Annotated in this window: 16 protein-coding genes and 1 tRNA gene; 7 read left to right on the forward strand and 10 right to left on the reverse strand. The window is 63.7% G+C overall.

The annotated features are described in order from the left end of the window. Positions 1-92: 92 nt before the first annotated feature. From ACN0YJ_RS12630 to carA, 3 genes are read right to left on the reverse strand one after another with little or no spacing between them, the layout of a single operon-like run. Entirely contained in the window at positions 93-740 is a 648-nt protein-coding gene (locus ACN0YJ_RS12630; protein WP_417496402.1) for an N-methyl-D-aspartate receptor NMDAR2C subunit, read from the reverse strand. Then, entirely contained in the window at positions 733-2,247 is a 1,515-nt protein-coding gene (locus ACN0YJ_RS12635; RefSeq protein ID WP_417496403.1) for a peptide ABC transporter substrate-binding protein, read from the reverse strand. The genes ACN0YJ_RS12630 and ACN0YJ_RS12635 overlap by 8 nt, the downstream gene beginning before the upstream one ends. Before the next feature lie 39 nt (positions 2,248-2,286). Further along, positions 2,287-3,459, reverse strand: a complete 1,173-nt coding sequence (gene carA, locus ACN0YJ_RS12640) for a glutamine-hydrolyzing carbamoyl-phosphate synthase small subunit (protein ID WP_417478195.1) — start codon at positions 3,457-3,459, stop codon at positions 2,287-2,289. Positions 3,460-3,790: 331 nt separating this feature from the next. On the opposite strand from carA, the gene ACN0YJ_RS12645 reads away from it, so the two are divergent. From ACN0YJ_RS12645 to ACN0YJ_RS12660, 4 genes are all read left to right on the forward strand, one after another. Continuing rightward, complete coding sequence (locus ACN0YJ_RS12645) at positions 3,791-4,258, forward strand: GatB/YqeY domain-containing protein (RefSeq protein ID WP_417496404.1); 468 nt, start codon at positions 3,791-3,793, stop codon at positions 4,256-4,258. 173 nt (positions 4,259-4,431) lie between these two features. Beyond that, positions 4,432-6,258: a DNA primase gene (gene dnaG / locus ACN0YJ_RS12650; RefSeq protein WP_417478197.1), complete on the forward strand. Its 1,827-nt coding sequence runs from the start codon at positions 4,432-4,434 to the stop codon at positions 6,256-6,258. A gap of 51 nt (positions 6,259-6,309) precedes the next feature. Beyond that, positions 6,310-8,451, forward strand: a complete 2,142-nt coding sequence (gene rpoD / locus ACN0YJ_RS12655) for an RNA polymerase sigma factor RpoD (protein WP_417496405.1) — start codon at positions 6,310-6,312, stop codon at positions 8,449-8,451. Positions 8,452-8,558: 107 nt separating this feature from the next. Then, a complete protein-coding gene (locus ACN0YJ_RS12660) occupies positions 8,559-8,981 on the forward strand; it encodes a secondary thiamine-phosphate synthase enzyme YjbQ (protein ID WP_417496406.1) in 423 nt (140 codons plus the stop codon). A 55-nt stretch (positions 8,982-9,036) separates the two neighbouring features. Here ACN0YJ_RS12660 and ACN0YJ_RS12665 read toward each other — a convergent pair whose 3' ends face one another. The 3 genes from ACN0YJ_RS12665 to ACN0YJ_RS12675 form a co-directional block, all read right to left on the reverse strand. Beyond that, complete coding sequence (locus ACN0YJ_RS12665; protein WP_417496407.1) at positions 9,037-9,975, reverse strand: DUF4349 domain-containing protein; 939 nt, start codon at positions 9,973-9,975, stop codon at positions 9,037-9,039. 86 nt (positions 9,976-10,061) lie between these two features. Continuing rightward, a complete protein-coding gene (locus ACN0YJ_RS12670) occupies positions 10,062-10,952 on the reverse strand; it encodes a M23 family metallopeptidase (protein WP_417496408.1) in 891 nt (296 codons plus the stop codon). Positions 10,953-10,954: 2 nt separating this feature from the next. Then, a complete protein-coding gene (locus ACN0YJ_RS12675; protein ID WP_417496409.1) occupies positions 10,955-11,632 on the reverse strand; it encodes a hypothetical protein in 678 nt (225 codons plus the stop codon). Between the two features lie 190 nt (positions 11,633-11,822). Between ACN0YJ_RS12675 and panD the strand changes: the two genes are divergently transcribed. Next, entirely contained in the window at positions 11,823-12,188 is a 366-nt protein-coding gene (gene panD, locus ACN0YJ_RS12680) for an aspartate 1-decarboxylase (protein WP_417496410.1), read from the forward strand. On the opposite strand, the gene ACN0YJ_RS12685 is transcribed toward panD, so the two are convergent. After that, the gene (locus tag ACN0YJ_RS12685) at positions 12,189-12,887 is read right to left on the reverse strand and encodes an SIMPL domain-containing protein (RefSeq protein WP_417496411.1); all 699 of its coding nucleotides are present in this window, start codon (positions 12,885-12,887) and stop codon (positions 12,189-12,191) included. A gap of 236 nt (positions 12,888-13,123) precedes the next feature. On the opposite strand from ACN0YJ_RS12685, the gene ACN0YJ_RS12690 reads away from it, so the two are divergent. Then, entirely contained in the window at positions 13,124-14,881 is a 1,758-nt protein-coding gene (locus ACN0YJ_RS12690; protein WP_417496412.1) for a DUF2334 domain-containing protein, read from the forward strand. Between the two features lie 69 nt (positions 14,882-14,950). Beyond that, positions 14,951-15,027, forward strand: a tRNA-Ile gene (locus ACN0YJ_RS12695). 343 nt (positions 15,028-15,370) lie between these two features. On the opposite strand, the gene ACN0YJ_RS12700 is transcribed toward ACN0YJ_RS12695, so the two are convergent. The 3 genes from ACN0YJ_RS12700 to ACN0YJ_RS12710 form a co-directional block, all read right to left on the reverse strand. Further along, positions 15,371-15,784, reverse strand: coding sequence for a DUF4112 domain-containing protein (locus ACN0YJ_RS12700; RefSeq protein WP_417489646.1), 414 nt, complete (start codon positions 15,782-15,784; stop codon positions 15,371-15,373). A gap of 17 nt (positions 15,785-15,801) precedes the next feature. After that, on the reverse strand, positions 15,802-15,960 hold the full coding sequence (locus ACN0YJ_RS12705; RefSeq protein ID WP_417477200.1) for a YqaE/Pmp3 family membrane protein: 159 nt from the start codon (positions 15,958-15,960) through the stop codon (positions 15,802-15,804). Between the two features lie 86 nt (positions 15,961-16,046). Continuing rightward, on the reverse strand, positions 16,047-16,658 hold a 612-nt coding region (locus tag ACN0YJ_RS12710), incomplete at its 5' end, for a PepSY domain-containing protein (protein WP_417496413.1).

Consider the following 16,658-nt stretch of genomic DNA (forward strand, 5'->3'; position numbering starts at 1 on the left):
CTGTAATCCGTTGACGGAGGAAGCGCGTCAGTGGTCGATCAAAGGCGGCGTTGTGGGAGATCGCGCGGTTTCGGGCCCGGAGAGCCAAGCGCTCAGCACCGCAATTTACCGCCGAGTGCCAGGAATTCGCGCCGCATATTCGCGCGCGCCTGCTCACCAATCCTGTCTTCGAACAAGTCAGTGAGGAAGGTGCGCGCAGCGGCTTGCGCGGGCTTGAGGAAGGCGCGTCGGCCCTGCCGGTAGAGCAGACCAGGGGCCCAGCTATATTCTTCCCGGATCCCGCGCGTATACGCGTCATAAATCGCGTCCGGGGCGCCGAGGATCGAGAAGTCGATATCGAGAAAGAGTGCATCATCGAAATCGCTGCCACCGGATTGATGGTTGGCGGTGGCTCGGATCAGGCCGGCGATGCGGTCGACCAGCGCCGTATCGGCGCCAAGTCCCGGCAATTCCGCGACGGCACGGTCGGCGCTCTGCGCCTCATTATCCTTGGCCCGCGGATTGTAGATGATGTCGTGATACCACGCCGCCATCCAGCATCGCGCGGGTTCTGTCAGGCTGGCTTCATGCCGGTCGAGCGCCGTGAAAATATAGGCGAGGTGGGAAAGGCCATGATAGCGTCGGTGTGGTTCGCTATAGGCTAGGATGATACCGTCGATGGCCGCCTGACCGTCGGCCCAGCCCAGTCGCTTCATCTGGGCGGCCCAACGGGTGCGCAATGCGCTGGCCAGATCAGACATCGAGTAACTCCAGATCGCGCCACAACATCGGCTGAATATCGGATCGTGTGCCTGCGATGCGCTCGCTGACCAGCCAGTGGGCGCGCTCATGCAGCAGCGGGATGACGGCCTGGTCGGCGAGCAGGATGCGTTCGGCTTCGCGATAGGCGATGGCGCGGACGACCGGATCGCTTTCGCGTCGGGCCATTTCCATGGCGGCCGCGAAATCGGGGCTGTCCCAGTTGAAATTGGCGGCAAATCCGCCCGGCCCGAACGGGTCAAGCATGAAGAATGGATCGGATTTCAGTCCGCGATTGAAACTGGCGACCGCAATGTCGAAATCGCCGCTATCGACGGCCTGGTAGAGATCGGTCGGATAGCTGACCAGAAGCTCGGCCTCGACGCCGATGCGGCTCCAGTCATCGGCAATGGCGATCGCGATCTGTTCGCTGACACCGGGTACGGTTCGGATCTCGACGCGGTCGGGCAATGCCGGGTCGGTGGTTGGGTGTTGATCGACCGGGGCCATCCTCCCGTCGGTCGGCGGAATGATGCCATGCGTGACGCTGGCGGTATTGTCGAAGAAATTCGCGGCGATGAAATCACGATCAATGGCGGTGGACAGCGCCTGGCGCGTCGCGGGTGCCACCAATGCGGGGCGCGCGTGATTGACCTTGAGATAGCGCAGGATCGGGGCATCGAAACTGCGAAATTGCGCGCCCAGGCGTTCGCGCCAATAGCCGATCTGATTGCCCGGGGGCTTTTCGGCGAGATCATATTCGCCGGCCCGGAACATCCGCGTGCGGGTGCCGGCATCGCGCACGGCATCGATCCGGATGCGCTCGATGCTCACGCCAGCGGTGCCGGCATAATGCGGGTTCTTCTCCAGATCGAGGCTCATCTGGCTGACCGCCGTGACGGTATAGGCGCCGGCGGTGACGATGTTTTCCGGGCGCACCCAGTCGCGGCCATGCGCTTCGATGACATGGCGCGGGAAAGGGTAGAATTCGCGCATCAGGGTCGGCAGCAGGCCGAGCGGCGTGTCGAGACGGACCTCGATGGTGTGGTCGTCCAGGGCGGTAAAACCCATTGCCTCCGGTGGCATCTCGCCAGCCAGCACGGCGCGGGCATTCGCGATGGCAAAGAAATCACCCAGATTGGCAAAGCTGGCTTGCGGATCGACCAGGCGCCGGGCGGACCAGACGACATCATCGGCGGTCAGCGGGTGGCCGTCCGACCAGCGTGCATTCTCGCGCAGGGTGAAGACCCAGCTCAACCCGTCCGGTGCCACGCGCCAGCGCGTCGCGATACCGGGCGCCACCGAGCCATCGGCGGCATAGTCGGTCAGTCCGGCGTGTATCTGTTTGTAGACCAGTGCTGCAGAAGCAAATTCGCCGAGCGCCGGGTCGAGACTGTCGGGCAGGGTCTCGATCGCCACGCGCAACAGGCCGGCCGGCGTGTCAGTGCGCGCACAGGCCGCCAGTCCGGTGGCGGCAGAGGCGGCAAGAAGGGCGCGACGGTTCAGCATCGTGCCATCTTGCCGTGATTTGGGCGCGAGGGAAGGGGGTCAGGCCGGTTCGCCGACCTTCAGTGAGCCGACGAAGCGGTCAAACACGCCGAAACTGTCCTGCGGGCCCGGTGAGGCTTCCGGGTGGTGCTGCACGGCCTGGACCGGCTTGCCCGTGAGACGGAAGCCGCAATTGGAACCGTCGAACAGCGAGACATGGGTCTCGACAGCGTCCTTGGGCAGGCTGGCGCCATCGACGGCGAAGCCGTGATTCATCGACACGATCTCGACCTGGCCGGTCTCGTGATTCTTGACCGGGTGATTGGCGCCATGATGACCTTGCGGCATTTTCACGGTGCGGCCACCCAGGGCGAGGGCGAGCATTTGATGGCCGAGGCAGATGCCGAGGATCGGGATATTGCTGTCGATCAGCGTGCGCAGCGTGGGCAGGGCATAGGCCCCGGTCGCGGCCGGATCACCCGGACCATTGGAAACGACAATCCCGTCCGGCGAGAGTTTGAGGATATCGGCGGCAGGCGTATTGCCCGGGACGACTGCGACGCGGGCGCCGGCGGACACCAGCAGGCGAAGGATATTCGCCTTCACGCCGTAATCGAGCACGACAACGCGTGGGCCCGTCGTGGCACCTTGTCCGTGACCGCTATCCCAGTTCCAGGCGCTCTCATCCCACTCGCCCGGCGCTTCGCGGGTGACGGCGGCGGCGAGTTCGCGGCCTTCCATTGTTGCGGCGGCCCGGGCGCTGGCTTTCAGGGCTTCGATATCGATATGGCCCGCCGGGTCATGGGCGACGGCACACATCGGCATGCCGTGCTCGCGGATGCGGCGGGTCAGGGCGCGCGTATCGACGCCGGTCAAGGAGATGATTCCGCGCGTGCGCAACCATTCGCCAAAGCTCTCAGTGGCGCGATAATTGGCGGGCGGGGTCAGCGGAGCGCGGCTGATCATGCCGACCGCGGCGTGGCGAGCCGGCGTGCTGGCTGATTCCTCGTCTTCGCTATTGGCACCGACATTGCCGACATGCGGGAAGGTGAAGCAGACGATCTGGCCGGCATAGGACGGATCGGAGAGGATTTCCTGCTGTCCGGTCATCGCGGTGTTGAAACATAATTCGCCGATCGCGATGCCGGAGGCGCCACACCCCTGACCCACGAAGACGCTGCCATCGGCGAGCGCTAGGGCTCCGGTCGGATTAGGCTGCGAGATCTGGGACATGGCTGTGCTCCTGAAGCCGGTTTGCCGTAAGGGTCAGACGCGCCATGAGGCGGGTGCGGCCAAACGGTCGCGTAGGTAGTCAGAGACGCCCTTGCGGTCAATCCCGCAACGCCGATTTCGATAAGCCTTGATTCTTCTGCGAAGACAGCATATCTCCGCCGGTCTTGAGACGGGCGTATGATCGCACCGCAAGAATCGGCTCGATGGATGAGCCTGGAAGACAATGGACCTGAGCAGACGCGCAAACTCCACCGCTCTGAGAAATTCCACTGCAAAATCAAAAGATTGACATTTTAGGCGCTTTGCAGCGCCAGAAACGGTAGCCTGAGTGATGTCCCTTCGTGATCGAATCGCCGCCGATATGAAATCGGCCCTGAAAGCACAGGACAAACCGCGCCTGTCGACGCTGCGGCTGATCGCTGCTGCGGTCAAAGACCGGGATATCGCTGCGCGCGCGGAAGATCGTTGCTGCGGCTGTGAAGAAACCGAAATCCTCGCCATCCTGCAAAAACTGGTGAAGCAGCGCGAGGAAAGCGCTGACACCTATGAAAAGGCCGGTCGGCTCGATCTCGCCGAGGCCGAGCGGGCCGAGGCGGAAATCGTGCGCGAATATCTGCCGACGCCGATGGACGAGGCCGAAATCGCCGACGCTGCAGTCGATGTCGTCACCGAACTTGATGCCGCCGGCCTCAAGGATATGGGCCGCTGTATGGGCGAGCTGAAAACCCGCTATGCCGGGCGGATGGATTTCGGCAAGGCCGGCGCCAAGGTCAAGGACCTGCTTGCCGGCACCGCCTGACGCGGTCATCGCGCAGGCCAGAGCAGAGCCCGGCTTGCGATTGCCGCGTGACGCGCTCCGGAATCCGGCGCAACATACGCCCCGGGATTTGACGGCCATGCCAACCTGGATCGCGGACCCGTCGGGCGAGTGTTCGCAGCCAGGTCTGCGCCTTTGAGGATTGCCAAACAAAAATGCGTCTGGGCGAGGACTTCATCGACGAAATCAAGGCGCGCGTGCGCCCGTCGGACCTGATCGGCCGCACCGTCGGGCTGAAGCGCCAGGGCCGCGAATTCGTCGGCCTGTCACCGTTCAAGAAGGAGCGTTCGCCCTCCTTCTTCGTCAATGACGAGAAGCGCTTCTATCACTGCTTTGCCTCGGGCAAGCATGGCGATGTCTTCACCTGGCTGGAAGAAATGGAAGGCCTGTCCTTCATGGAGGCGGCCGAGCGGCTGGCCGGCGAGGCCGGTCTGAGCCTGCCGGCGCCCGACCCCCAGGCGCAACAGAATACCCAACACCGTAAATCCCTGGTGGAATGGATGGAGGCCGCCCAGGCCTTCTATCTGCGCGCCCTGCGCACGCCAGCGGCCGAGGATGCGCGTCGGTATCTCAAATCGCGCGGGCTTTCGGGCGAGGATTGTGTCCGCTTTGGTATTGGCTATGCGCCGGAAAGCCGGACGGCGCTGAAGGACGAACTGGTCACGGCCGGCGCGCCGATTGGCGATCTGGTCGAATGCGGGCTGTTGATCGAGCCGGACAGCGGGTCGCCCTATGACCGCTTCCGCCACCGCATCATGTTTCCGATCCAGGATCCGCGCGGCCGGCTGGTGGCCTTTGGCGGCCGGGCCTTGTCGAGCGAGGCCCGCGCGAAATACCTCAACTCGCCGGAGACGCCGATCTTCCACAAGGGCTCGGTACTCTATCGCTTCCCCGAAGCGCGCAAGGCCGCCGCCGATCCGAAGGCCGATATTCGCGGTTTGATCGTCGCCGAAGGCTATCTCGACGTGATCGCCTTGGCGCGCGCGGGTCTGGGCCAGGGGGTCGCGCCGCTCGGGACGGCGATCACGGAGGAGCAATTGCAATTGCTCTGGCGCGCCGGTGGCGAACCGGTGATGTGTCTGGATGGCGATAGCGCGGGCCGTGCTGCCGCGCTCAAGGCCGCCGATCGCGCCCTGCCGCTCTTGCAGGCGGGTCATACGCTGCGCTTTGCCTTCATGCCCGATGGCAAGGACCCCGATGATATCCTGCGCGAACAGGGCGCCGGGGCGCTGCGCGATGTGTTCAAGTCGACACGCTCGCTCGCCGATCTGTTGTGGGAGCGCGAGGTTGGCGTTGAGCCCCTCGATGACCCCGATCGCCGCGCCAGCTTCCGGCGCCGGATCCGCACGCTGCTGGCCCAGATCGCCGAGCCGGATATCCGCGCCGAATACAAGCGCGAATTCGACAATCGGATGGAATCCGCGTTCGGCAGCACGCCGCATCGCGCGCCATGGGTGCCCGGCGGCAAAAAGGGCGCGCCGCGGCTGGGGCCGAGCGCCGAACTGCGTCGCGCTGCCAAGGGTTCGCCAGGGGCCGCCGATGCCCGAATGCTGTTGCTGGCTGTGATCGAATGGCCCGAACTGGCCGCCGATCAGGTCGAGACCCTGGCGCATTTGACTCTCGGTTCGCTTGACTTACTACGCGACACCGTTCTAGACGCCTGCTCTTCTGGACAATCTGTGCAATCGGATTGGCTACGCGCGAAGCTTGCGGAAATGGGCTTTGCGGCGGAGCTCAGGCGGTTGGACGGTGAACGGGGACCGATGAGGGCAGCAATTGGCGGGGCAGACGCTTCCGGCGAACAGCGCAGTGAGGCTTGGATTAAGCTCGCGGCTGCCTATATGGAAAGAAATGAAGCGACTGACCGGCGCGAAGAGATTCGGGCCCGGTTGGTTGAGGAAATTGGCAGGGATGATTCTGAGGGTGTGCGTCGGCTGGTGGAAGCCTATCGACGCGAAACCAGCCGTTCTGAATCTTCCTGAGTTGGATATTGTCGATTGGCGCCGTTCAGCGGCGCGACCAGGGACGAATACATGACCAAACCCGCCGAAGCCAATGACGCATCCGAGAGCCAGGACGGTCCTCTCCTGGACCTGACGGATCAGTCCGTCAAGAACATGATCAAGGTCGCCAAGAAGCGCGGCTATGTGACCCATGACGAATTGAATGCGGTGTTGCCGAGCGAGGAATTCTCGTCCGAGCAGATCGAGGACGTGCTCGGACAATTGTCCGAGATGGGCATCAATGTCGTCGACAATGACAGCGAAGCCGATGACGACAAGGAAACCACTGGCGCTGCCAAGAGCAGCGACGGGGATTCCGATGACGATGATGATGATGGCGAGGAAGAAGGCGAGACCCGCGCGGTCGCCGGTGCCTCGAAAAGTGCCATTACCGGCCTGAATACCCCGACTTCCGCCGACCGTACTGATGATCCGGTGCGGATGTATCTGCGCGAAATGGGTTCGGTCGAGCTTCTGTCCCGCGAAGGCGAAATCGCCATCGCCAAGCGTATCGAGGCCGGCCGCAATGCGATGATCCGCGGCCTGTGCGAAAGCCCGCTGACCTTCGAAGCCATTATGGTCTGGCGCGATGAATTGCATGAAGGCGAAGTCCTTCTGCGCGATATTATCGATCTCGACGCCACCTATGGCAGCCAGCAGGCCGAAGCCAATCAGGACGAAGACGACGAGACCGGTCCGGCCGAAGATGGCGAGACCCCGACGCCGCAGGCGCCCGGCGCGGCCAAGCCCGCTGATGGCGAGGCCAAGTCAGGCGACAAGGACGAGGAGTCCGAAGACGACGCCAAGGCCAAGGGCGATGATGACGACGAAGACGAGGATGATGATGGCGAGACCTCGTCCAAATCCGACGATGACGATGATGACGACGATGATGATGAGGGCGTCACGCTCTCCCTGTCGGCGATGGAAGCGGAATTGCGTGAAGGCGTCATGGAGACGCTCGACCTGATCTCGACCGACTTCACAGCCTTCCGCAAACTGCAGGACAAGCTCGTTGCCGCGCGTATCGAAGGCAAGGATCTGACCAAGCAGAGCCGCGATAAATACGAATCCCTGCAGAACTCGATCGTCACCAATCTCAACACGATGCATCTCAATAATGCGCGGATCGAGGCGCTGGTCGAGCAGCTCTATGCGATCAACAAGGAGCGCATGTCGCTCGAAGGCCGTCTCCTGCGCATGGCCGACGCCCATGGCGTGCCGCGGGCGCAGTTCATGGACAGCTATTTCGGCAATGAGCTCAATCCCGATTGGCCCGGCTCGATGGCCAAGACGTCGAAGGCCTGGACCCGCTTTATCGACCGCGAAGGCGTTGACGCCTCCAAGATCCGCGACGACCTGGCCGAGCTGACCCAGCGCGCCGGCGTGCCGATCGAAGACCTGCGCCGCATTGTCCGTACCGTCCAGAAGGGCGAGCGCGAAGCGCGCGTCGCCAAGAAGGAAATGGTCGAGGCCAATCTGCGTCTGGTTATTTCGATTGCGAAGAAATACACCAATCGCGGCCTGCAATTCCTTGATCTGATCCAGGAAGGCAATATCGGCCTGATGAAGGCTGTCGATAAATTCGAATATCGCCGCGGCTATAAATTCTCGACCTATGCCACCTGGTGGATTCGTCAGGCGATCACCCGTTCGATCGCCGACCAGGCCCGCACCATCCGTATTCCGGTGCACATGATCGAGACCATCAACAAGATTGTCCGCACCAGCCGCCAGATGCTGCACGAGATCGGCCGCGAGCCGACCCCGGAAGAGCTGTCGGAAAAGCTCGCCATGCCGCTGGAAAAAGTGCGCAAGGTGATGAAGATCGCCAAGGAGCCGATCTCCCTGGAAACGCCCATCGGCGACGAGGAAGACAGCCATCTCGGCGATTTCATCGAAGACAAGAACGCCATCCTGCCGATCGACGCCGCCATCCAGGCCAATCTGCGCGAGACCACCACACGGGTTCTCGCCAGCCTGACCCCGCGTGAAGAACGCGTCCTGCGCATGCGCTTCGGCATCGGCATGAATACCGACCACACGCTGGAAGAAGTCGGCCAGCAATTCTCGGTCACGCGCGAGCGGATCCGCCAGATCGAAGCGAAGGCATTGCGCAAGCTGAAGCACCCGAGCCGCTCGCGGAAACTCCGGAGCTTCCTGGATAACTAGCTCCAGCCCGCCATCAGAACTCGAAAGGCGCTCCGGGAAACCGGGGCGCCTTTTGCTTTTTTGCGGCGGGCAGGGAGTTTGGACGCACGCGGAATAGGTTCACCACCATGCCTCTAACCACAATGACCCTCGCAACCACCGGCCCCGGCCTCTACGACTTCACTCGTCAGGCACAAAGTTTCGTCGCCGAACAAAGCCCCGCCGAAGGCCTGCTCACAATCTTCGTGCGCCATACATCCTGCTCGCTCACCATCCAGGAAAACGCCGATCCGGATGTTCAGCGTGATCTCAATGAATTTTTCCGGCGGCTGGTGCCCGATGGTGATGATCCGTCAATGGCATGGCTGGCGCACACCGCCGAGGGGCCGGACGATATGCCGGCGCATATCAAGTCCGCGCTGACGCAGACCTCGATCGGTATCCCGGTCGCGCACGGGGAGTTGCTGCTCGGAACCTGGCAGGGGCTCTACCTGTTCGAGCACCGCAGCCGGCCGCAGCGGCGCGAGGTGGTATTGCATCTGGCAGTCTGAGAAAAACGGGGGCTGAAACCCGGCCGGCGCTAAAGCGCCAGCCGGGCCGTGGTGTTTACTCAGCCTTGGCGGCTTTCGCGGCCTTCCGTGCCTGGAACAGACCCCGCAGCCAGCGGCTCAGCAGCCAGAAGAGCGGCACGATCACCAGCAGCCAGGGTGCGAAACCGGCAATGAAGGTGATGACATTGGCCAGGCCGGCGGCGAGTTCGCGGAAGACATTGGTCAGGGCATTGGTCAGCGGGTCGAAAGCGCCCGGGCTGACCGGCTCGACACGCGAGGCGTAATTCAGGCCCAGCGATGACATCGAGACGCGGCCGCGCATGACGCGGATCTGGGCTTCGGACCCTTCGATCTCGCCCTGGACATTGGCCAGTTCGCGTTCGACCTGGACCAATTCCTCGACGCTGGCATTCTCGCGTTCGAGCAGGGAGATCAGTCGCGTGCGAAGTACCCGCTTGGCTTCAAGCCGGGCTTCCATGTCATAGATGGCTGAAGTGAGATCATCAGCCGATTGCGACTGGTTCTGGATCCGCCCGCCAGCTGTTTCCAGCTCGGCTTCAAGTCCGGCCCTAAAGGATTCGACCCAGGCGGGGTTGGCGCGCAATTGCACACTCGCGGAGATCGAGCCGCGGCCATCATCATAGATATTGGCAGAGACGATCTGGCACTGGGCGGCACCTGCCTCGCTGCAGGCGGCTTGATGGGTGGCGACCAGGTTTGCCGTTGCCGCAGCCGGCGTTTCGAAGCGGTAATCATAGCGATAGGCAATCAGGCGTTCGACCACGCCATCTGCCGGGGCCGACCCCGGGGCAGGCGGCGGGGGAGATGGCGCTGGCGACGGGGGCGCCATGGAGCGGCCGACGGCATAGTCGTCCACCATTTCAGCGACACCGCCAATGCTGGCGCCATTGCCACCATCATGGCGCGTGGCGTCGTCGCAGGCCGTCAAGGCCAGTGCTGCCAGGCCAGTGGCCAGCCAGATCCGTATCGTCATGTCCATCATCCCCTCACGAAGCGCGCCGCAAACCGGCGCGCGGTAAAAACCGTTGCGGTTTAGTATCTTGCACGCAAGCCCGCGATCTAGTCTTCCTCGCCCTCGAGCAGGCGTTGATAGCTGTCGACCAGCGCCAGATAGGGCGGAACCGATGTATTCTGGATACCGCCGCCGGTCTCGACCGCCATCTTGATCTCGAAATGCAGATGGATGGTGGTCGCCGTATCGCCGAACTCGTTGGAGACGAAACCGATGGGCTGTCCGCGCGTGACATGATCACCGACGGCAACCTGCAGGCTCGGCTTGTCGAGATGGAGATAAGTATAGCGCACGCCATCATCGCTCATCAGCCGGACCGAATAGCTGCCGATCGAGGTGATGGTGCCATCGGCGCTGGCGAGCGCCTGGTGGATGCCGTCATTACAGCTCGCCGGACGGATGTCCTGGCCCTGATGGCCATGGCCGGTCGGGCACATCGGCGTGCCATAGCCGCGCGTCTCGCAGAAATTATCGCGCCAGGAATAGGCGTAATTGGCTGCATTGCACTGGCCGCCGGCGGGGCCGAGATAGCCGCCATAACCATAGACTTGGCTATTGGCATAGGCCTGGCCGGCCTCGATCGGGAAGCGCATGCCCGGGGCGTAATTGATCTGCAGCAGCTGACCGGTTCCGGAATCCTCGGCCAGATCGCCGGCGGGCATCCAGGAGAAGGCGATGCCGGCATCGTCCAGCAGGGGTTCGGCTGGCGGGACCTCGTCCGGCTCGGGCTCGGTCAGCGGTTCCGGTTCGGCCTCGTCGGCGGGTTCCTCTTCCGGCTCCGGTTCCACAGTATCTTCGGGGGCTGGTTCTTCGAGGGCAATCTCGTCAGGCTCGGGCTCGGCCGGGGCGCCGGTCTCGGCGGGCCACCAGACCATGGCGGCGATACCTGCGGCCGCGACTGCGGCGGCCAGGGCGCGTTCAATCTCGCGGGTCGACATGATCAGCCTCCCTCGCCGGGCGAGCCGGCCGCGATGACCAGCGAGCGGGCCAGGCGGCGCACCAATACATCATCGGCGCAGCGCGGATCGCTTTGCGGATTGTCGCATTCCAGCGTCACGCTATAGGCGGCGCCATAGCGATTGAAATCGGCGACCTGTCCGTATTCGGTCGCGGAAACGCGCAGCGCGTCCGGCCCGGTCGCCCGCAATTGGCGTGCGGTGAGGGCATCGGGCGCGACGGCATGGGCGAGGCGGGTGCCGAAGATTTCGATCACGAGGCCGTCGCCGCTGATGGACAGCGTGTAGAAATCGGGACGCGGAAACAGCAATACGGTCGGCGGCGGCGATGCGTTCAGCACCGCCATGTTCGGGACCAAGACCGGCAGGCGCGTATTGGCGACTTCAGCGGCTTCGCGATCGCTCGGCCGGGGCATTTCCGGCGCCAGGCGGGCGGCCGCGACCGGCGCGCTATTGACGGCACCCTGGCGGCGGGCATCGGCTTGCGCCTGGTCCCAATTGATCGCCATGGCGCGCGGGGCTCCGGGGCTTGCCGGCTCGGCGACGGGCCGGGTTTGCTGGACCGCCAGAAGATTGGGCGACGGCGCCGTCTGTGCCTGCGTGCCGCTGCTGGCGAGCAATGCCAGCGCTAATGGGGTCAAAAACTTGCGTGTTCCGAACATGTCACCCTCCCGAGGTCTGCAAGATACACTATTTTGCCGGCACATGCATGAATGGCGTTTGAAACCGTGAGTAGGCTCCCATTCATGTGACGACGGCTGCGGCTGATAAAATCAACGTGTCTGGCCGTTGAAATCGGCGGCGGGGACACGTATGTGCAGTGCAGCAATAATCCGCACGGAGCTGAGCGCGATGCGCCTCACCATGATGAAATGCAAACTTCACCGGGCCACAGTGACCCAGGCGGACCTGCATTATGAAGGCTCGATCTCGATCGATAGCGACCTGCTCGATGCCGCGGGAATCCTGCCCTATGAGCAGGTCGATGTGCTGAACATCAATAATGGCGAGCGGTTCACCACCTATGCCATCGAGGCGCCGCGCGGCAGTCGCATGTTCGGCATTAATGGTGCCGCCGCCCGCCTGGCCCAGATCGGCGACCGTATCATTGTCGTCGCCTACGCCGATATGGATGAGGCGGAAGCCCGGCAGCACGACCCGGTCGTGGTCCTGCTCGATGAACACAACCAGGTCGTCGCCAAGCCGGACGCTGCCTGATCAGTCGTCGCTGATACAGAAATCGGCATTGATGGTCGCCGTGACCGAAAGCTGACCGGCCGCGACCGGCGTTGACGCTGAATCCATCCGGGCCATCATCATGGGCGCGGCAGGCCGGGCGAAGTCTTCGCCCATACGGGTAATTCCGCACAATTCGAAGCCGGCCGCATCGGCGAACAGGTCGGCGCGCGCCAGCAGGCTGGCGATCGCCTCACGGCGCGCCTGGTCCATCGCGTCGGATGTGTCCTCGGCGCCGAAGCTCACATCCTGGATATTATTGGCGCCGGCCGACACCATGGCGTCGATCGCATTGCCGACACGCGCGGTGTCGCGCACCTTGGCGGTCACCGTATTGCGGGTTTCATAGGCGATGATCTCGTACTGGCCCTGATTCTGCCGCGGCTCGCTGCGGTCGGCATAGACCGGCGTGACGCTCAATTGCGACGTCTGGACATCATTGCCGGTGACACCGGCGCGGCGCAGGGCCTCGAAGACGGCGGTCATGACGCGGGCATTGTCCTGCATGGCCTGCTGCGCTGTCGCGGCGCGGGTGACGACGCCGGACTGGACGGTGGCGTAATCCGGCGCGACCTGGACATCGGCACTGGCCGAAAGCGACAGGGTCGGGTTGACCTCGTCGGCCAGCGCCGGGCTGGCGGCGATCAGAAATGCGGTGGAGGCAAGAAGGGCGCGAATCATGAATCATGGCTCCTGGGTTGTGGATCATTGTGGTGCGGGATGATGATCATAGGCTGATATCGATCACGCCGGTAGGATTGTTGCGTCGAGTCAGGCACAGCCAACCTGTCTGCAAGCTGAACAGCGCCGCCCCGGAATGACCCCTGGGTGCCGCATTCTCGGCGCATTTGCACCCAGCTTTGAACGCACCCGGCCGCAAGATAGGGAGCTTGTGATGCTGGGGAGCACGCCTTCCAATGATTATGCGCCTGACAATATTGCTGACCGCCTTCTGGGGGGCACTGGTTTATCCGCTTCACGGCGAGATCAGTGCCGACACTGAACTGGCCAGCATGCCGCAACGCTCCAGCGTTCTGGTTCTCTATCCCGACGAGGGCGAGGATCACGCGCTGGGCGAATTGCATGCGGTCAATATTGCCAATCTCGCCGGACGTCATGCCGAGGCTGCCCTGGCGGGCATCTCCCAATACCAACCCAATGATCGCGACGCCCATGACGCGCTGATTGTCGTCAATTCGACCTACGGCCAGACCGTGCCGGCCGCACTGCTGGACGATGCCATGAATGGCGAGGGCGCGACCGTCTGGATCCAGCCCGACCCGGCGAGCTTGCAGGCCTCCGCGCCCGGGCTGGCGGCCCGGATCGGCTGGCTGGCCGAGGCGGCGACGACCAAGACCTTCCCCGAAGTGGTGTATCGCGGTGAACATTTCACCCGCTCGCCTGACAGTACCGATCTGGTCGCGGGCATTCGCGTCACCGACCCGGGCCGCGTTGAAGTGCTGGCCGAAATGCAGGCCGCCGATGGCGAGCGCATGCCCTGGGCCTTGCGCTCCGGCGCGCTGACCTGGGTCAGCGAGAGCCCGATGCCTTATGCCAGCGAAGATGATCGCTACATGGTGTTCGCTGATATCCTGTCGCGCACCCTGGCTCCGGATGCCCCTGAGGTGCGCCAGGCCCTGATGCGGATCGAGGATATCGGTCCGGATGCCGACCCGGCCCAGATCCGCACGCTTGTGGCGGCGATCGAGGCGCTCAACGTGCCCTTCGCCGCGACCGTGTATGACACCTTCGTCGACCCGAATGGTCATTTCTCCAATGGCCGCGAGCGGCGGTTCAGCCTCAATGAACGGCCCTATCTGGCCAGCGCATTGCGCGATATGGCCCGGGCCGGTGGCACATTGATCATGCATGGCCAGACGCATCAGCATGGCGCGATTGCCAATCCGAATTTCGGCGTCAGTGGCGGCGATTATGAATTCTTCCGTGCCGGGCTCGATACGGGCGGCCGTTTCGAGCTACTGGGCCCGTTCGACGATGATCGCGGCGAGATGTGGGACGCCCGGCTCGATCTGGCTTTCGCCAATTGGGACGCGGCCGGCCTGCCACAGCCCTGGCTGTTTACATCGCCGCATTACGCTGCGTCGCAAACGGCCTATCGCTCGATCGGGACACGCTTTCCGGCGCGGCTGGAACGGGTGCTGTATTTTGGCGGCGAGGCGTCTGGAGCGACCGATGGTTCGAACGCCCTCTATGGCGAGCAATTCTTCCCCTATCCGGTGCGCGATATCCGCGGCGACGTGATCTTGCCGGAAACGCTCGGCAACTGGGCTCCGCAAGGCAGCGTGCACGGACGTTCGATGGAGGCGATGCTGGAAACGGCACGGCGTAATCTGGTCCTGCGCGACAGTTATGCGAGCTTCTTCTTCCACTGGTATCTCGACCCGGCACGCCTGACCGAGCTGACGACGTCCTTGCAGGCGATGGGCTATGAATTCGTCTCGCCGCAACTGGCCGCCGCGGTGATCCCAGCCCGCCTGCCACAGGCCGACGCTTCGGAGACGACGCGGGCCTCACAGGCCTATTGGGGTGAGGTCGGCAGTTTGCGCTTCTGGCTGCGCGACCAGATCGAGCTGATCATCCTGGCCCTGGTTCTGCTGGCGCATCTTCTGGTGTTCAGCATCGGCCCGAAACATCGCCGCGCTGCTGCCCACTGAGATCGCCTGCCGCAACGTCTTGGCCTGCGCGCCAAGACGCAGTATCGATGACGGCCTCGCTTGTCGAGCGGGCCTGTAGCTCAACTGGTTAGAGCCGGCGGCTCATAACCGCTTGGTTGGGGGTTCGAGTCCCTCCGGGCCTACCATTCCCTTTTTTCCTGCACGAAAATCTCCACGCCGCGAGCGGCTGGGGGTTTGCTGGTCCTCCCCAGGTGGGAGGAGTGTGGGACGCCGGCGTATGCCGGGATGACGTGTGATCGTTGCCGGGGGTGGGGGATAAGGCGCCAAATCGGCCACCGCTGAGCCCGTCATCCTCACCATCTCCGACCGCTCCGCGGCCACCTCTTCCATCAAGGAAGAGGTGGGCGATAATCGAGGCCGGTCAGATCAAACACCCTCCTCTTCCTTGATGGAAGAGGTGCGCCGGGCGCAGCCCGGGGCGGAGCTGGTGACGGCCTCGCGATTGCGTGTCCGGGCTGGCGCCGAGACCTAGCGGAGCCGCCTGGCTTTCTTGCGTTCCAGAAACCGGGCCAGCAGTGCCGTATTGCGGCGATTGGCCTTGAAGGCGACGTCGAAAATATCGCCGATCACCGGGATCGCGCCGATCACCAGGTCGAGCGTGGTATTGATCAGCATGCGGGCCAGGACATGCAGCGGCGCACCGAGCGCGGCGGCGCGGGCGATCAGATAGAAGGCGGGCGCCAGCATCGCCAGATCGCCGAGGCCGGGGACGAGACCGAGCAGGCCGTCTATCCCGAAGCGGATCGAGGTGCCGGGAATGCGAAAACGGGTGTCGAGCCAGTCGGCGAGCGTTTCCAGACGCGCCAGTTCGCGCGTGCCATCATCATGGTCGCCATTCTGGCCCATGCCCTGGCCCTGGCGTTTGTTCTGATCATCAGACATCAATCAGCGTCCGTGTCCTAGCGTCTGGCGATAATCCAGGCGGCGTGCAGCACGCCGGGGACATAGCCGAGCAGGGTCAGGATGATATTGATCCAGAATTGCAGACCAATGCCGACCTGCAAAAACACGCCGAGCGGCGGCAGGAGGATGGAGAGAATGATGCGTATGACGTCCATGGATACTCCGGCGTGATCGGGGATTTGGAGAACTATGAAACCGAAACGAGGCGAAAATTCGCCCGCCCGCCGGCGGCCTGAACTGCCTATTGCGTGCGCCGGCGCCAGGCCGGGATGACCAGCCGCCGCCAGGCCAGGGCGAGCCCGGTCCAGGCCAGGAAGAGCGCGGCCAGCGAGCCCAGCCCGGCGAGGGTCTGCCCCCACCACCCATAAACCTCGCCGGTATGCAGGAAGCGCAGATAGATCCGGGCCCGGCGGGCCGGTGTCTGGGTCTGCGCCGCTATGACATCGGTCAGCAGGCTGCCATCATGATGATCGAAGGTGAGCAGGCGTTTGCGATCATATTGCGCGCCATTGCCGGTATCGACGGTCAGTTCGACCAGCGGCGCCTGCGGCGTTGCGGGCAGGGCGATGGCGATGGTGCGCCAATTGGCGTCGATTTCGCGGGCGGTATCGAGCATGGCCTGCAGGCTTGCGGCCGGACCGGGTGCGGGGGGCGTCGGGCTCGCGGCATCGGCGTCGCTGCTATCGGTCGGGGCGGCCAGGGCGGCCGGTCCGTCGCCATAGGTGCGCTCCACCAGGCTCGCCGCCCAGGGGTAGGAAATCACGACGCCGGAAATCACCACCGCCAGCAGCGGGACCAGGGCCCAGATCCCGAAGACATGATGCCAGTTGTAATCGCGCGCCTTGGCATTGGG

The organism is Maricaulis sp. (genome assembly GCF_048270095.1).
GTDB lineage: Bacteria > Pseudomonadota > Alphaproteobacteria > Caulobacterales > Maricaulaceae > Maricaulis.

Bases quoted from the DNA above. Each gene is read 5' to 3' on its own strand.
- ACN0YJ_RS12630 (WP_417496402.1), bottom strand. From the start codon at position 740: ATGTCTGATCTGGCCAGCGCATTGCGCACCCGTTGGGCCGCCCAGATG.
- ACN0YJ_RS12635 (WP_417496403.1), bottom strand. From the start codon at position 2,247: ATGCTGAACCGTCGCGCCCTTCTTGCCGCCTCTGCCGCCACCGGACTG.
- carA (WP_417478195.1), bottom strand. From the start codon at position 3,459: ATGTCCCAGATCTCGCAGCCTAATCCGACCGGAGCCCTAGCGCTCGCC.
- ACN0YJ_RS12645 (WP_417496404.1), top strand. From the start codon at position 3,791: ATGTCCCTTCGTGATCGAATCGCCGCCGATATGAAATCGGCCCTGAAA.
- dnaG (WP_417478197.1), top strand. From the start codon at position 4,432: ATGCGTCTGGGCGAGGACTTCATCGACGAAATCAAGGCGCGCGTGCGC.
- rpoD (WP_417496405.1), top strand. From the start codon at position 6,310: ATGACCAAACCCGCCGAAGCCAATGACGCATCCGAGAGCCAGGACGGT.
- ACN0YJ_RS12660 (WP_417496406.1), top strand. From the start codon at position 8,559: ATGCCTCTAACCACAATGACCCTCGCAACCACCGGCCCCGGCCTCTAC.
- ACN0YJ_RS12665 (WP_417496407.1), bottom strand. From the start codon at position 9,975: ATGACGATACGGATCTGGCTGGCCACTGGCCTGGCAGCACTGGCCTTG.
- ACN0YJ_RS12670 (WP_417496408.1), bottom strand. From the start codon at position 10,952: ATGTCGACCCGCGAGATTGAACGCGCCCTGGCCGCCGCAGTCGCGGCC.
- ACN0YJ_RS12675 (WP_417496409.1), bottom strand. From the start codon at position 11,632: ATGTTCGGAACACGCAAGTTTTTGACCCCATTAGCGCTGGCATTGCTC.
- panD (WP_417496410.1), top strand. From the start codon at position 11,823: ATGCGCCTCACCATGATGAAATGCAAACTTCACCGGGCCACAGTGACC.
- ACN0YJ_RS12685 (WP_417496411.1), bottom strand. From the start codon at position 12,887: ATGATTCGCGCCCTTCTTGCCTCCACCGCATTTCTGATCGCCGCCAGC.
- ACN0YJ_RS12690 (WP_417496412.1), top strand. From the start codon at position 13,124: ATGATTATGCGCCTGACAATATTGCTGACCGCCTTCTGGGGGGCACTG.
- ACN0YJ_RS12700 (WP_417489646.1), bottom strand. From the start codon at position 15,784: ATGTCTGATGATCAGAACAAACGCCAGGGCCAGGGCATGGGCCAGAAT.
- ACN0YJ_RS12705 (WP_417477200.1), bottom strand. From the start codon at position 15,960: ATGGACGTCATACGCATCATTCTCTCCATCCTCCTGCCGCCGCTCGGC.